13 protein-coding genes are annotated in these 15,405 nt (G+C 41.5%); all 13 read right to left on the bottom strand.

What is annotated here, in order from left to right; translation table 11 throughout:
- Positions 1 to 106: 106 nt before the first annotated feature.
- The 13 genes from HMPREF2780_RS03830 to HMPREF2780_RS03765 all read right to left on the bottom strand — a co-directional run bounded on the left by HMPREF2780_RS03830 (position 107) and on the right by HMPREF2780_RS03765 (position 15,352).
- A complete protein-coding gene (locus HMPREF2780_RS03830; RefSeq protein WP_105026196.1) occupies positions 107 to 982 on the bottom strand; it encodes a sensor histidine kinase in 876 nt (291 codons plus the stop codon).
- A 1-nt stretch (position 983) separates the two neighbouring features.
- Positions 984 to 1,664 (bottom strand): response regulator transcription factor, encoded by a 681-nt coding sequence (locus HMPREF2780_RS03825; RefSeq protein ID WP_045505467.1) that lies wholly within the window; start codon positions 1,662 to 1,664, stop codon positions 984 to 986.
- A gap of 382 nt (positions 1,665 to 2,046) precedes the next feature.
- Positions 2,047 to 3,486, bottom strand: coding sequence for a 6-phospho-beta-glucosidase (locus HMPREF2780_RS03820; RefSeq protein WP_105026195.1), 1,440 nt, complete (start codon positions 3,484 to 3,486; stop codon positions 2,047 to 2,049).
- A gap of 210 nt (positions 3,487 to 3,696) precedes the next feature.
- Positions 3,697 to 3,957 carry a SemiSWEET family transporter gene (locus HMPREF2780_RS03815; RefSeq protein ID WP_105026194.1) on the bottom strand — a complete coding sequence of 87 codons (261 nt, stop codon included), beginning with the start codon at positions 3,955 to 3,957 and terminating at the stop codon, positions 3,697 to 3,699.
- Between the two features lie 250 nt (positions 3,958 to 4,207).
- Positions 4,208 to 5,782 carry an ATP-binding cassette domain-containing protein gene (locus HMPREF2780_RS03810; protein WP_105026193.1) on the bottom strand — a complete coding sequence of 525 codons (1,575 nt, stop codon included), beginning with the start codon at positions 5,780 to 5,782 and terminating at the stop codon, positions 4,208 to 4,210.
- Positions 5,783 to 6,323: 541 nt separating this feature from the next.
- Positions 6,324 to 6,671, bottom strand: a complete 348-nt coding sequence (locus HMPREF2780_RS03805; RefSeq protein ID WP_105026192.1) for a VOC family protein — start codon at positions 6,669 to 6,671, stop codon at positions 6,324 to 6,326.
- Positions 6,672 to 6,825: 154 nt separating this feature from the next.
- Positions 6,826 to 8,601 carry a pyruvate oxidase gene (gene spxB / locus HMPREF2780_RS03800; protein ID WP_061601591.1) on the bottom strand — a complete coding sequence of 592 codons (1,776 nt, stop codon included), beginning with the start codon at positions 8,599 to 8,601 and terminating at the stop codon, positions 6,826 to 6,828.
- Between the two features lie 451 nt (positions 8,602 to 9,052).
- The gene (locus HMPREF2780_RS03790) at positions 9,053 to 11,275 is read right to left on the bottom strand and encodes a heavy metal translocating P-type ATPase (protein ID WP_053794196.1); all 2,223 of its coding nucleotides are present in this window, start codon (positions 11,273 to 11,275) and stop codon (positions 9,053 to 9,055) included.
- 10 nt (positions 11,276 to 11,285) lie between these two features.
- A complete protein-coding gene (locus HMPREF2780_RS03785; protein WP_002901455.1) occupies positions 11,286 to 11,657 on the bottom strand; it encodes a cupredoxin domain-containing protein in 372 nt (123 codons plus the stop codon).
- An 18-nt stretch (positions 11,658 to 11,675) separates the two neighbouring features.
- Entirely contained in the window at positions 11,676 to 12,071 is a 396-nt protein-coding gene (locus HMPREF2780_RS03780) for a CopY/TcrY family copper transport repressor (RefSeq protein WP_046164964.1), read from the bottom strand.
- Between the two features lie 148 nt (positions 12,072 to 12,219).
- Entirely contained in the window at positions 12,220 to 12,852 is a 633-nt protein-coding gene (locus tag HMPREF2780_RS03775; RefSeq protein ID WP_105026191.1) for an SGNH/GDSL hydrolase family protein, read from the bottom strand.
- 5 nt (positions 12,853 to 12,857) lie between these two features.
- Entirely contained in the window at positions 12,858 to 13,685 is an 828-nt protein-coding gene (locus HMPREF2780_RS03770; protein ID WP_105026190.1) for a Cof-type HAD-IIB family hydrolase, read from the bottom strand.
- Entirely contained in the window at positions 13,682 to 15,352 is a 1,671-nt protein-coding gene (locus HMPREF2780_RS03765; RefSeq protein ID WP_082307230.1) for a MutS-related protein, read from the bottom strand. The genes HMPREF2780_RS03770 and HMPREF2780_RS03765 overlap by 4 nt, the downstream gene beginning before the upstream one ends.
- Between the last annotated feature and the right edge of the window lie 53 nt (positions 15,353 to 15,405).

Raw genomic sequence — 15,405 nt, 5'->3', positions numbered from 1 at the left:
TCAGCTTTTACAGCCCTACTCAACTGTGCGGAGGTGGGACGACGAAATCGAATTCTAACGAATTACCGATTTCTGTCCCACTCTCATTTTTCTATTTTCACAACTATTACAAACTAACCCTCAATTCAAACCAGTCATCCTCGGCTTTCATGGTCAAGTCCCCGCCTAGGATTTCGACTAACTGCTGGGTGATATAAAGCCCTAGACCAGATGACTCTTCACTACTAGAGAGATTTTCCGAATAGAAACGGTTGGTTAATTTATCCAGGTGCAAGATTGGTTGTTGGACGATGTTTTTGACGGTAAAGATACAGTGTTCGCCGTCTTTTTTCAGAGAAATACTGGCAGCCTTTTGACCATGTTTAAGGACATTGCTTATCATATTTTGGACAATACGCTCCAAAATATCAGGATCCGTTGTCAAGGTCAAACCTTCAGTCAAATCAAGATCCAAGTCAATCTGAGCCTTTTGAAAAGCATCATAATAGGCAAAAAGTTGCTGGGTCACCAGCTGAGAAAGATCCGTCTTAACAAAGCTCGGGCGAATGGCTCCCTCCATCAGCCGACGATACTCCATCAAGGCTTCCAATCGTTTGGACACCATTCCTAGACTATCCGCAATCTTGACTAGTTGCTGACTCTCTTGGTTATCTTCTTTTAATAGTTGCTGGGTATAGCCACTAGCAATGGTCAAAGGCGTCCGGATATCGTGAGCAATATTACTGATAGCCATGTCCAGAGTCTTCTTTTCTTGCTGTACCACAAAGGTCGTCTTATCCAGCTCCTGAAAGATCTCCTCAACCTCTTCAGTTAGCTCTAAAATACTTGCTAGATGGACCGATGGAGCTAGCCTACTAGAACTAGCCTGTTGACGCTTTTGCCGGATTTGCTGGGCTACATCCTTAACTGCTATATGATAACGTATCAAGACAAGGACTAAAAGTAGGCAGATAATGGCCAATAAAAATGCAAGAACTCCCATTTCAGTCCTCCTTGAGTCTTACACCTAGGCCCCAAACTGTTTCAACATACTCTTCGGATGGATCCAGCTGAGCCAGCTTTTTACGTAGGTTGCTAAGATGAGTATTGAGGGTATTATCCCCAGGAAGATAGGTTTCTTCCCAGACAGATTCAAACAAAGCTTCTTTAGTAAAGATCTTTTTAGGATGGCGGAGCAAGAGTTGAAAAATTTGAAATTCTTTTTTACTCAAACGAACTTCTCGCTCTCCACAAACAGCCTGGAAAGTTGCTGGCAACAATTGAATATTCTTAAAACAAAGACTTTCTTCCTCAGCCGATGAGGTATGCTGACTACGCAACTGGACTGTCACACGGGCAAAGACCTCATCCAGATTAAAGGGCTTGACAATATAGTCATTGGCTCCATTTAAAAGGTACTCGCTGACCAAAGACTTCTCTCCCAAAGCCGTCAACATCAGAATAGGCACTTGGCTGTTAGTCCTGCGAATTTCCTTCAATACTTGGTCACCATTCTTACCAGGCAACATGATATCCAGCAAGACCAGGTCAGGCTTTTCTCGCTCAAAAACAGCCAGCCCTTCTGTTCCCGAATAGGCTGAGTAAACTTCATGTTCTTTCTCAAACAGACTTGTCAGAATCGCATGAATATCATTATTATCTTCAATCACCAGAATTCTAGCCACAGTCCTTCTCCTCTGTTCCATTTTTACTATTAGTGTAGCAAGTAAAAAGCCGTAAGTCAATGAAACGCCATCTTCTGACAAATCTTTAGAAATATTTTAGAATTTCTTGAAGAATATTTGAAACCTGTTCCTTACAATGAAAGAAAGCAATATTTCTGGATCGCATGTAGAAAGGAAGCAAAGAATGATTAGAGTATTTTGTAGAGTTATCTTTAGGAGTATAAGATTCGCTATTGAGGATTTATAAAAGAAAATTTATTTACACTATTTCTTTTTAGGGTCATAATGCTTGGATTCTCCCAGTTCTCATCCGATTCAGTCTAAGATCGGAATGGGGACAAATCAAAAACAAGGCTGAGACACTCATATCTCAGCCTTTTCCCTATTTTACAGATGCTCCGTTAGTCGCGATGACTTCCTTGTACCAGTCAAAGGATTTCTTCTTAGAACGTTTGAGCGTTCCCTTGCCTTCATTGTCCCGGTCCACATAGATAAAGCCGTAGCGCTTCTTCATCTCGCCAGTTCCGGCTGATACTAGGTCGATACAGCCCCAGGTCGTGTAACCCCACAGAACTACCCCATCTTCATTGATGGCTTCCCGCATAGCCTTGACATGGGCCGCCAAGTAGTCAATCCGGTAATCATCAGCTACATAGCCATCTTCATCTGGATTATCCACTGCACCAAGACCATTTTCCACGATAAACATAGGCTTTTGATAACGATCCCAGATGGTATTAAGCGTAATACGCAAGCCCAACGGATCAATCTGCCAGCCCCACTCAGAAGCTTCCAAATAAGGGTTCTTGAGAGAAGCAAAGATATTGCCCTCCGTCAGCTCATTGACCTTAGGATCGCCCGAAGCCACTCGGCTAGAGTAGTATGAGAAGGAAATGAAGTCCACCGTATGCTCCTTGAGCAGCTGCAGATCTTCTTCTGTCATTTCGACAGTGATGCCCTCGCGCTCCCAAGCTTTCTTGGCATAGTTGGGATATTCGCCACGCGCCTGAACATCAATGAAGAAATAGTTTTTCCTGTCTTCCTCCATACCAGCCCATACATCGCGTGGATGACAGGTATTAGGATAATTTTGACCCGCCGCTAGCATACAGCCGACCTTATTTTCTGGGTCAATCTCATGAGCCAGCTTGGTGGCAATGGCTGACGCGACCAGCTCATGATGGGCTGCTTGGTATTTGACCTGCTCCTCATTTTCGCCTTCTTCAAAGCAGAGCCCCGCTCCCATAAATGGTGCATGGAGGATCATGTTAATTTCATTGAAGGTCAGCCAGTACTTGACCAAGCCCTTGTAGCGGGTAAAGAGAGTGCGGCAGAGACGCTCGTAAAATTCTAGCATGAGACGATTCCGCCAACCACCATATTGCTCAATTAAGTGCATGGGACAGTCAAAGTGAGTAATGGTCACCAGGGGCTCAATTCCGTACTTGTGACATTCCTTAAATAGGTCTTCGTAAAATTTCAGGCCAGCTTCATTGGGCTCCTGCTCATCCCCCTTAGGGAAAATCCGGCTCCAAGCAATGGACAGCCGATAGGTCTTAAAGCCCATCTCACCAAAGAGAGCAATGTCCTCCTTAAAACGATGGTACATGTCAATGGCTTCCTTGGCTGGGTAGAAATAGCCATCCTCAAAGTCAAACATCTTTTTCTTACCCGTTATGATAGCCATACGGTCCTCACCAATCGGCACCACATCTACATTGGCCAGCCCGCGACCATCCGCATCATAAGCTCCCTCACACTGGTTGGCAGCTGTCGCTCCACCCCACAAAAAACCATCAGGAAAAGTCAGTTTTTCAGTCATATTTCTACTCGCTTTCTAATTGCTTGTTTATTTACTTATATTATAGCTCATTCTGTAAACCTTTTCTTATAAAATACTGTGACATACTGATACTATTCTACTATTTAAGTTAATCAGATCGTTTCTAAAAAAATTATCCTCTCGAAAAAGCAAATAGCCTCCCCTGAAACAAAAAAAAAGAAGACTGAAAACCAGTCTCCTCCGTTCCTTTTAAATCAAAGCTGTGATAGCAGTTACTAGACCAAAAACAATCCCGGGTGCATTGGCTGCTGCAAGAGGGATATCTCTTTCCTTTTTGAAAAGTCCATAGTAGACCCAGAGACTGCAGTTAATCGCTGCAACCAAGGGCTGGATGAAGTTTCCTTTTTGACCAGCCAAGTTGTTCATGATTTGTGGGAAGTAAGACACATACATCATAACAGACATGAAGGTCGCTACCCAACCTAAAATTTTCATTTGTTTTTTAGACATTTTCGAAACCTCTTTCATTTTTGCTGAATCTTATTTTATAATCTTCTTTCAAAACAATCAAGACTTTGAAGTTTTTGTTATGAAGATGTAAACTATCACAATCTTGTGATAAGAAATAAGAGTGAAGTTGGGAAAAGTATTTATAAGCAGAATAACGCATATTTTTATGTTCTGAAAAATCTTGATACTGGGTCTTTTATTGCTGAAATAGTTACTTCATTTTATGAAAAAACTGACTTTTGGACCAGAATCAATATTTTCCTAAATCTACAACTTGTTGATATCTACTTTCATTATCAATATGATGGGCAATTTCTAACATCATAACAGGAAGAGAAAATAGTAGTTCATGTACCATGAGGGCGTTTTCTTTATCTAGAGTTGCTGTCACTTCATCAGCTAATAATAGATTTTTTCTACGAAGAAGAAAGCGTGCCAATTCAATCCGCACCCTTTGTCCCCCAGAAATATTCTCCCCGTTATTCTTGATAATAAAATCCAGCCCATCTGTCAATTCAAAATCTAGTTTGACTTGTTTCAAAACAGCAAACAACTCTTCCTCAGAAAATTCTTGTCCTAAGGTCAAATTGTAACGCACTGTATCGTTAAAGAGAAATGGGTGTTGGCTAATAATTCCTATACTGGATACAAAACTTGATGTACATTCATTAACAGATGTCACGCCGATAATTTCTCCCTCATCTGCTATTTCTTCTCCAGTAATAAGTCGGAACAAGGTTGACTTACCACAACCACTCGGTCCTTTGATTAAAACTTTCTGACCTGCTTGAACATCCAAGTTTAGATGAGTAAAAAGCTGTCTGTCACCATAGGATTTACTTAAATTTTTAATGTGCAGGGCATGCAATTCTTGCGCATCTTTTTTATCTATCTGTTTTACATCTCCAATTTCTAATATTCCAAAAATCTTATCTGCTGTCGTTTTTGCCCCTTGTATATCTACAGCATCATACATAATAGTCTGAATAGGACTCACTAGCTGACCTGCTGCGATGTACATGGCAACAAGACTTGCCACTGACACTTTCTGCCCAGCCATAGCAAAGTAAAAACCTAAAACAAGTGGTAAAACTTGGCTTAAAAAGACCATGAAACCGTTGCAAAAGAAAATAATATTATGGGTAAAGCAAAATTTTTGAATTGCTCGTTGATAATTTTGATTAATCTTCCAAAATCTGTTCTGATTTTCAGAAATTGCTTGGTTCATGAGTAGAGTATGTGCTCCTCGGATACTATCAGATACTTGATTATGAACTTCTACTCTGCCTTGCGCCATGTCATCACCAGTATGTTTGAGTCTTTTATTCATCAAGAACTGAGGAATAGGACGTAAAATAGTGAAAAAGACAAAAATGCTACCTAGCAACAAATTTTGCGAAATAATATAAATCGCTGTTAGTAATGCAACAAAGCTCCAGCAAATGATATTGACGTATTTTTCTAAGTAATTATCCCCCAAATACTCCATATCTTGTGTGAGCATGGTGATTTTTTCATCTTCGCTAAAATCTTTATTTGTCATCAGCTTGTCAAATAAATCTGCCCTCATATTCATTTGAATTTCACGACGAAAAACATTATGTGTATGATTACAAAAGAGCATTAAGCTATACAGGACAAAGTATACTGTAAAGCCAAAAACAGCAAACTGTATAATTTTAGAATAAGTCAATTCTCCTTGATTTAAGGACAAGGCTTGTGATACGACTAAGGGTTGAGCAAGAGCCAAACCTCCATTTGCCAGTGCACCAATGATAGTATAAAACTTCGTTTTCTTGTCCAGATAGTGAAATATTTTATTCATAATGCCCTCCTAGAAAAAGAGAGAGGCTAGCACTCCTCTCCATTTCTATTATATAAACTTAACAAATATTACAATCTCATTATTCCTATCTTCTATCTGTTTTAAATATTTGTTTACCTCATTTTCTTCAAGTAAATATTTATTCTCTTCCAAATAGGCAATATATTCACTTTCCGTTGTTTTATTTTCTTGTATATTCTTCTTCAATTCATTCGTAATCAAAAATGAATGATTATTTTTGGTATTAAAATATACACTACCATCTTCAGTATCATACCTTAAGACATATCGTGATAACTTTCATATTACCACCTCTTTATCTTTGCTTTATTTTAAATACATTATACAACTATTAAAATAATAACTCAAGAAAAATCAGAATATTAGAAAAGTTCTACATTTTAATAATTTTCAATCGAGTACAAACTAATTTCAAATTCCCTTATCTACCACTATACATGCCGTACTATCACTTTTCTGTTCGTAGAGACACAATCTCTCTATTCCTTCCTCTAAGGTTAACTTCAAATGACTACGCGTCCTATTTCATACGATAAAAATCAATCACTAGACCAGCAGGGCCTTTTACAAGCAAGGATTCTGTCCCCCAATCAGTTACAGCTGGACCGTGTAAAATGTCGGCACCAAACTCTTTCAACCGTTTGCAGTTCTGGTCTACATCCTCAACCTCGATGTGGAGAATGATCCCTGACTGAAAATTTTCCAAAGGAACCAAATGATTTTGGGACAACATGAGACAGTGACTGCCAACCGTGAACTGAGCAAAACTGTCGTCAACATAGTCTGCCTTTTTATCCAAAATACGCTCCAAGTCAGCACAGACTTGAGGAACATTTGACACGATGATATCTAATTGATTTAAATTCATTTACTCTCCTCCATAAAAATACCGGATTGCTCCGATCTTTTCAAGTTCCGCTCTATGAAAATCAAAGAATAAACAAGGCATCGAACCGCAGGCAGTACTGAAGTACGGCAAGGTGAAGATAACACAGTTTACATTTGATTTTCGACGAGAGGAATTATTTAATTGCCCGTGATTGCAATCCTTCTTCTTCCAAGAAGAGGCGGAATGGTACGAGTTCTTCTGCTTCGTATTTTTCCTTGAAGGCTTTGATTGCTTCTTCTGAGTGAAGTTTTGGATCGAGTTCAAGTACTTCTACTGGAAGTGGACGATGTTGAGAGATACGAGCATCGATGACAACAGTTTTACCTTCTTTGTTGAGTTTTACAGCTTCTGCAACAACTGCGTCGATGTCTTCGATACGATCAACTGTAAATCCAACAGCTCCTTGAGCTTCAGCGATTTTCGCATAGTCAGCATTAGGGAAGTCACAACCAAACAAGTGTTTGTTTGTGTCTTCGTATTTGTCCTTGATGAAGGCATATTTACCATTTGAGAAGACAAGGTTGATAACTGGAAGGTCGTATTGAACATTTGTGATCACGTCTGGGTAGCACATGTTGAATGCACCGTCACCCATGATGTTCCATACTTGGCGATCTGGATTGTCTTTCTTAGCAGCTATACCACCAGGAAGGGCAATACCCATTGTCGCAAAGAGTGGAGATGTACGCCACATGTTCTTAGGTGTCATGTGAAGGTGACGAGTAGATGTTTGAGTAGTGTCACCTACGTCGATTGAGTAGATAGCGTCTTGATCAGCATGTTTGTTGATTGCATTGTAAACTTGGTACAATTGCAATTCACCCTCAGTTTTACCTTCGAGTTTGTTCATGTAATCACGCCAGTTTTGGTTGTTCTTCACGTTTGCACGCCACCATGGAGTAGATTCTACTGGGTTTACTTTGTCAAGGATTGCTTTCGCTGCTTGACCTGCATCACCAAGGATTGAAGCGTCAAGGGCATGACGTTTACCAAGTTTGTATGGATCGATATCGACTTGAATGAATTTTTCAGTGTTCTTGAAGGCTTCGTAAACTTCAGCAAATGGGAAGTTTGAACCAAGGAAAAGAACTGTGTCTGCTTCAAAGACCACTTCGTTGGCTGGTTTCCAACCAACACGGTAAGCAGAACCTGTCAAACCTTCGTAGTTCCATTCAAAAGCTTCAAAGTTTTTACCAGTTGTGATGATTGGTGCTTTGATTTTACGTGACAATTCAGTAATCACTTCACCAGCTTTGACACCACCGTAACCAGCATAGATAACTGGACGTTCAGCATTGTTCAAGATTTCAACTGCTTTGTTGATTTCAACTTCGTTCAAGGCAGGAGCGATGAATGAGCGTTCGTATGAACCTGAACCGTAGTATGAGTTTTCGTCGATTTCTTGGAAACCAAAGTTTACTGGAATTTCAACAACAGCTGGACCTTTTTTAGAAACTGCAGCACGGCAAGCTTCGTCGATTACTTTTGGCAATTGCTCAGCGTAAGCGACACGTTTGTTGTAAACAGCGATACCGTTGTACATTGGGTTTTGGTTCAATTCTTGGAAGGCATCCATGTTGAGTTCGTTAACTGGACGTGATCCAAGGATAGCAAGGAATGGAGTGTTATCCATAGCTGCATCATAAACACCATTAATCAAGTGAGTCGCACCTGGACCACCTGAACCAACTGCAACCCCGATTGAGCCGCCGAATTTAGCTTGCATGACCGCAGCAAGAGCACCTGTTTCTTCGTGGCGAACTTGCAAGAAGCGGATATCTTTGTCTTCAGCCAAAGCATCCATGAGTGAGCTGAGTGTTCCTGATGGGATACCGTAGATGGTATCTACGCCCCATGTTTTCAATACGTTGAGCATTGCTGCAGATGCAGTAATTTTCCCTTGAGTCATAAGAATAACTCTCCTTCAATAAATTAAATTTTCAGTTATTGAAAACATTTTCACTTGTGAATGAAAACGCTTCAAGCAACTTTACTATATCAATTTACCATGTTTTTTCTCACTTGTATAAGAATATGCTCAGAGATGCTCAATCCCTATTACATAACAGATGCTCTTTTTTGAGAAAATTTCACAAACTATAGTAGAATAGGATATTTTATTATAATTTGCATGCACCTCTAAGACTTGTAGCTGTAGGAAATCGAACAAAAAGAGGCTGGGACAAAAGTCCTAGCCTCTTAATTGTCTTTGGATTGTCGAGCAAGACGCAGTGGTTGAGTGGGCTCTACTACATTGATTTCATTAGCTTTTACAGCCCTACTCAAATGTGCGGAGGTGAGACGACGAAATCGAATTCTAACGAATTACCGATTTCTGTCCCACTCTCTTTTTGTTTCATTTAATCAATTTTCTCAACATTGAGAAGCAGCGAGCTAGTCAAAACAGACAAAGAACTAAGGGCCATAGCAAGACCTGCTAGTTCTGGATTGAGGGTCAATCCCAGTCCTACAAAGACTCCAGCAGCAATTGGAATCCCAAGGATATTGTAGATAGAGGCCCAGAAGAGATTGAGTAAGATCCTGCGGAAGGTCTTTTGACTCATGTCAAAGGCGCGCACAACGCCAAGTAAATCATTTTGCGTGAGCACGATGCCACCGGACTCGATCGCAATATCCGTTCCAGATCCCATAGCGATCCCCACATCCGCGATCGAGAGAGCTGGAGCATCATTGATCCCATCTCCAACAAAGGCGACCTTGCTAGCTTCTTGCAGTTTTTGGATGGCGCTAGCTTTTTCTTGAGGAAGGACATCAGCAATGACGGTGTCAATTCCCACTTGCTTAGCAATAGCTTGAGCCACCCGTTCATTATCCCCCGTTAACATGACCGTTTTCAAGCCCCGTTCTTTGAGCTTTTTGATCGCTTCTTTTGAGCTGGCCTTCGGAGCATCTTGAATGGCAATCAAGCCAATCACTTGCCCATCCACAGACAAACTGATCACTGTTTTGGCCTGCTCTTGCAACTCTACCATCCGTTTTTCAAGCTCCGGATCCATCGCTGTCCCGTCATGAAGTTTGCCATTTCCCAAGGTCACCAACTGCTGGTCGATCTGACCTTGGACCCCTTTTCCTTCAATCGCTTGGAAGTTTTCCACAGGGAATAACACCAAACCTTTTTCTTCTGCTTGGGATAACACCGCTTGGGCTAGTGGATGTTCTGAAAAAGTTTCAAGACTAGCAGCCAGTGTCAAGACACGCGCTTCATCTCCTACAACATCGGTTACAAGTGGTTGGCCAATGGTAATAGTCCCTGTCTTATCAAACACAACGGTTTGAATCTTTTGCACTTCTTGAAGAACTGTTCCATTTTTAATCAGAACCCCCATCTTGGCACTACGGCCGGTTCCGACCATCAGGGCTGTTGGGGTTGCTAAACCAAGGGCACAAGGACAGGCAATAATGAGGACAGAGACTGCATAGAGCATGGCCTCTTGAAGCGACGCGCCCAGAAGCACGGACCAAACCCAGAAAGTCGCAATGGCCAAAATCGTCACCACTGGAACAAAGATACCTGAAATCTTATCCGTCAAATCTTGAATAGGAGCACGACTGGATTGGGCCATTTTGACAAAGTCCACAATTTGAGATAAGAGGGTCTCACTACCGACTTTTTCAGCCTTAAAGAGAATGGTCCCATTGCTGTTGATAGTGGAGCCGATAACTGCATCACCAACTGATTTTTCCACAGGCAAGCTTTCACCTGTCACCATCGACTCATCAATGGTCGTACTTCCTTCTACAATCGTCCCATCAACCGCAATCTTTTCCCCAGGACGGACCCGAATCAAGTCATCAATTTGGATATCTTCCGCCGCCACCTCAACATAGTTCCCATCACGGAGAACTTGAGCCGTTTTTGCCTGCAAATCCAACAACTTTTCCACAGCCTCGGAGGCATTGTTACGCATCCGTTCTTCAAAGATTTGCCCTAAGAGGATAAAGAAGATGATAAAACCCGCAGCCTCAAAGTATACTGGCTGACCAGTAAAAAGGGCAAATACACTATAGACATAGGCTACCAGGGTTCCAAGAGCTACCAAGGTATCCATATTGGAATGGTGCTTCTTAAATGAGGCCCAGGCACTCTTGATAAAAGGAACTCCTGCTACCAACATGATCGGCGTTGTCGCTAGAAAAGTCCCCCAGCGACTGACTGTATGGGATACAAATCCTGCCATCATCCCGATCATCAAGATCAATAAGGGAAGGGTAAAGATACTAGTAATCCAAAAGCGACCCAGTAAACCTAAGACACGACGGCTTTTTTCTACAACCGTGTAGGAACCCTTTTGCATCTTCATTCCACATGAAAACTCGAAGTCCCCTGTTTCTGTCGGGGTAAAGGATATCACCTTATCCACACCGACTTCCAAAGGCTCTAAAATCCCCTGATCTTCAAACAAAATTTCCTTGTAACAGCCGGAAGGATTGACCCGATGGAAGGTGATTTCAGCAGGGATCCCTTTTTGAAGTTGAAATTCCTTTGGACTATAGCCTTTTTCTGCTGTAATACGGATCTTTTGCACTCCGTTTTCCACAACTGCTTTTTGTTTTTCTACCATACCTACTCCTTTATTCCACAATCATGTGACCATGCATCATGTTCATTCCACATGAATACCCATATTCGCCCGCTTTTTCTGGCGTAATTTCAATGACATGTTTTTCACCTAAAGGCAAATCTTCATGAACGCCAAAATCTGGAAAGATCACTTGAGCCAGACATGAAGATGGATCCTTGCGATTAAAGATGATCCGGGCTGGAACATTCTTTTTCAGGACAATGGTTTCAGGCGAATAGCCCCCCATGACTTCGACTTCAATTTCTTGATAACCTGATTTCTGACGAGCGTGGCCGCTTACCTTTTCATGCTCTGCAAAGAACCACCAAGCAATAAAAGCAACCACAAGTAAACAAACAATACTAATCAACAATCCAAACATGGAATTTCCTTCTTTCTATTACATACAATTGCAAGGGACTGTTTCGACAGCCTCTGCTTTCTTTTCTTCCAGGACCTGCTGCAGCTGATTAAGATCTGCAAGCGTAAAGTCACTCGCCTGAATCAAGTTTTCAAGCACCTGGACAATTCTTTTTGAGCAAACCTTGTCTTTCACCTCCTCAACCACCAAGTCTAAACTCTGGTCCTGCGTCAATAAAGCCGAGTAAACAAAGGCTTTGCCTATTTTTTCTCTAGTCAAGCACCCCTTTTCCACCGAGCGCGTCAAGAGAGTCTTGATGGTCGACTTCGACCAATCAAAGCGCTCGGACAAGACGGCGATCAAATCCGTGCTGGTCTGCTTGCCTTCCATCCAGATAATCTTCATGATGCGCCATTCCGCATTGGAAATTTGCATAGCTTCTCCTTTCAAAATCTACATTTGTAAATCTTATGATGCTATTTTACCACTAACATTTACATTTGTAAACAAAAAGTTTTAAAAAAAACAAATCTTCCTTTAAAGATTTGTCTGGTTGGGCTTTTTTCGCTCCCTATTTTTATCTCTATAACGTCTCCTGCAAAGCCTTGGACAGGGCTGCATAGCCAGCAATGGTCAGATGGAGACCATCTGTTGTGTAGTCTGGGCGCAGCTGGCCTCCCTCGTCCAGAAAAGCATCGTAGAGATCGATAAATTGGACATTCATGTAGGCGTTAGCCAGCTGGCGATAGGCCCGATTGAGGGCCTGAATCTTTTCATTGCTGCGGACATAGACCGTGCTCTTGTAGGCTGGAGCTTCATTGACCGGCAGGACCGACAGCAATTGGATCTGCGCCAGAGGATAGTCACGAGAAATCTCCTGAATAACGGCTTCCAAATTAGCCAGCGTTTCTGGCTGAGGCATCTCCTTGCCAATATCATTGGTTCCTATTAAAATAAAAACCTTATCTAAAGCAGAACCAAAGAGGTGGGCATCAAGGTTGTCTAGGAGCAAATCCGTCTTGTAGCCACGAATTCCACGGTTAATCAGGACCTTATTCGTCTGTAATAGTTCCTGTAAAGGGTAGTATTCTACGATGGAATCTCCGATAAAAATAATATCTGGTTCCTTAACGGATACTTGATTCAATTCTCGGTATTTATCCTGCATTTTTGCCTGCTCTTTCAAGAGCCATTCTTCTAATAATTGTACTGCCATATTCCCTATCTTTCTTTTAAATACTGCTCTAAAACTTGAAGAACACCTGCCTCATCATTACTTGGTGCAATATATTTGGCCATTCTTTTGACTTTTTCTTCTCCGTTTTTCATAGCAAAAGAATAACCAGCCAATTCAAGCATTTCTATATCATTTTCGCTGTCGCCAAAAGCCATGATTTGATCAGCGTCAATCTTCCAACGCTCCATCAAACTACGCAGTCCCCAGCCTTTGTGGATTCCTCTTGGCAATAGATCAATAGCCCCGTAGCCACTGGTAACTGCATTGAGTCGCCCTGCAAAATCTTGATTGATTCTCTGTGTCACAGAACTAGTCTGCTCTTCATCTACTACGATACTCATTTTTATAACAGCTTCTTTATCCAGCTCCTGAAAATCACTGAGAAAATGAATCTGCCGGTAGAATTCCCTGGCTCTTTCTTCCGTCATAATTCTATCTACAATAGGAAAGTCCATTCCTTCTAAGGTGTGAGGACCATTTTGCAGATTAGCAACCAAATGGTAATTTCGTTCTCTGCTAGCAAAATATTCTAAAACATCCTGGACCAGATGGCTATCCCAATGCTGCTCCACAATCTTGTCTTCCCCTTCGAAAATTCGGGCGCCATTAGCTACGACAAAGGTAATACGATTCGCCAGTTCTGGACCAAAAAGATTTCGCATCCGACCGATTTCATTACCAGTAGCTACTACAAAGCGAATGTCTCTCTTATCTAGCTCATCTAAAATAGTAGTCAGACGAGGAAGATCTAGCTGTCCCAGACCATCCAGCAAGGTCCCATCCATATCTGTCGCAATCATTCTGATGCTCATACAATTTCCCCTTCTTCTGGCAAATGCCACTGACCGCTCGTTTCATAGTCTTCTATAATTCTTCTAGCCCCATTTGTTATTTCCTTGGGATAATGAAGGCTTTCAAGGGTATTCACTGCATTTTTGGTCAGGGCACTCCCCTCTTTAATCTGATAATCAAACACAATCTCTCCGTCACGGTATTGGCTGTCGAAGTGAAATTGATCATTTAAATCTCCAGAAGTAGCCACCAACTCCACATCATGACTGGAAATCATGTATAGACAGTGACGCTCAGCCAGCCATTTTATAATACCTAGACCTGCACCAATCCGCTCAAGAGTGTTGGTTCCCTTAAAAAGCTCATCGATGAAGAAATAATGGATTCCTTCTTGTTCCAAACTCTCTAGCATCCGCTTAATGGTGCGACTCTCAGCAATAAAATAACTGTCGCCTGTCTCGATACTATCGCTCACATCCATTGCTGTCAAGACCGAACCATAGGCTAGGTTGAGACTATCTGCACAGGCAAAGTTCAGGCTTTGAGCCAGAATAGCATTGATGGCAACTGTCCTCAGATAGGTGGACTTCCCAGAAGCATTGTCTCCACTGATCATGATGTTTTTGGTAAAGCTGACATCATTGCTGACTGGCTGACTAAGTAGAGGATGATAGAGTTTTTTGCCCTCTATTCCCGCCTCTTCACAAAAACTCGGCTGACAGTAAAAGGGAAGAGATTCTTTGTAGCTCAATAGGCTTATAGCTGCTTCCAAGCGACCCAGAATATCTAAAACAGACTTTGCCTCCTGCTGATGGTGAAAAATTTGTCTGGAAATATAGGATTGAGCCATCTGAGGAATTAAGAAAATCATATTCAGATAGAGCAAGATGATTTCTAACTCTGACCCACCTGATTGATTTTGAAAAACTGAACCAAATACCCTAGCAGCACGGAAAGGTTTGATAGATGGCTTTAAATGTTCGTGGCCTGGGAAATTCAAGCCCTTCATTTTATCAGCTATATAGAAAATCCTGACTAAGTAACTCATATTTTCCAGCTTCATGGACAAAGACCAGCGTGTCATGGCTGAAAAGATTATATTGACCACTAGGCTGGTCAAAAATAAAACTAGGCCTAGTGAATCAGCTACAAATATAAGACCCAAGGAGATAATTGGCAACAAACCTAAGAGGATATAAAGAGGCCACCAGTAATTGGGCTTGATGGGCTGTAAAACTAATTTCTTGGCATGATTGTAATTCTTCTTACCTAACTGAGCAAATAAAACTTGCAGATCCAAGCGCTCCTTGGGATGGTTTTTCAAATAGCTCTGCAATTGTTCAAAAATCGGATCTGCTTCAAAGCGTTGCAACCTCAGTTTACTATACAAGTACTCAGAACCAAGACTAGACTGGGCCCCAGCATCTATCTTAGAGAAAATATCATACAAATCCAAATCCGACCAGGTTTGATCGTCTACTAAGCTATCGTATGACTGAAGTTCCATTTCCAGCAGAAGAGACTCACATAGACTCGCTTCGCTATCGGCTTTAGCCAAACGATTAGAACTTCCCCAGTAGCCTGCCAATTTTTGTTTGAAACGGTGGCGACTCACCATTCCAATAATATAAATCACAACACAAATCCCTAAAATAAAGAACAGGATTTTAAAAGAAGAATCAAACATAAGAACTCCTTAATAGCAATTGAAATAATCCCCCTCATTATACTACTTGATAT

It is taken from the genome of Streptococcus sp. HMSC062B01, assembly GCF_001811085.1.
Lineage (GTDB): Bacteria > Bacillota > Bacilli > Lactobacillales > Streptococcaceae > Streptococcus > Streptococcus gordonii.
The sequence above is the reverse complement of the archived record's forward strand: the minus strand, read 5'-3'. Positions and strand labels throughout refer to the sequence as shown.

Excerpts from the sequence above, each read along its gene's own strand:
- HMPREF2780_RS03830 (WP_105026196.1), bottom strand. The coding sequence starts at position 982 with ATGGGAGTTCTTGCATTTTTATTGGCCATTATCTGCCTACTTTTAGTC.
- HMPREF2780_RS03820 (WP_105026195.1), bottom strand. The coding sequence starts at position 3,486 with ATGACTGAAAAACTGACTTTTCCTGATGGTTTTTTGTGGGGTGGAGCG.
- HMPREF2780_RS03815 (WP_105026194.1), bottom strand. The coding sequence starts at position 3,957 with ATGTCTAAAAAACAAATGAAAATTTTAGGTTGGGTAGCGACCTTCATG.
- HMPREF2780_RS03810 (WP_105026193.1), bottom strand. The coding sequence starts at position 5,782 with ATGAATAAAATATTTCACTATCTGGACAAGAAAACGAAGTTTTATACT.
- HMPREF2780_RS03805 (WP_105026192.1), bottom strand. The coding sequence starts at position 6,671 with ATGAATTTAAATCAATTAGATATCATCGTGTCAAATGTTCCTCAAGTC.
- spxB (WP_061601591.1), bottom strand. The coding sequence starts at position 8,601 with ATGACTCAAGGGAAAATTACTGCATCTGCAGCAATGCTCAACGTATTG.
- HMPREF2780_RS03790 (WP_053794196.1), bottom strand. The coding sequence starts at position 11,275 with ATGGTAGAAAAACAAAAAGCAGTTGTGGAAAACGGAGTGCAAAAGATC.
- HMPREF2780_RS03785 (WP_002901455.1), bottom strand. The coding sequence starts at position 11,657 with ATGTTTGGATTGTTGATTAGTATTGTTTGTTTACTTGTGGTTGCTTTT.
- HMPREF2780_RS03780 (WP_046164964.1), bottom strand. The coding sequence starts at position 12,071 with ATGCAAATTTCCAATGCGGAATGGCGCATCATGAAGATTATCTGGATG.
- HMPREF2780_RS03775 (WP_105026191.1), bottom strand. The coding sequence starts at position 12,852 with ATGGCAGTACAATTATTAGAAGAATGGCTCTTGAAAGAGCAGGCAAAA.
- HMPREF2780_RS03770 (WP_105026190.1), bottom strand. The coding sequence starts at position 13,685 with ATGAGCATCAGAATGATTGCGACAGATATGGATGGGACCTTGCTGGAT.
- HMPREF2780_RS03765 (WP_082307230.1), bottom strand. The coding sequence starts at position 15,352 with ATGTTTGATTCTTCTTTTAAAATCCTGTTCTTTATTTTAGGGATTTGT.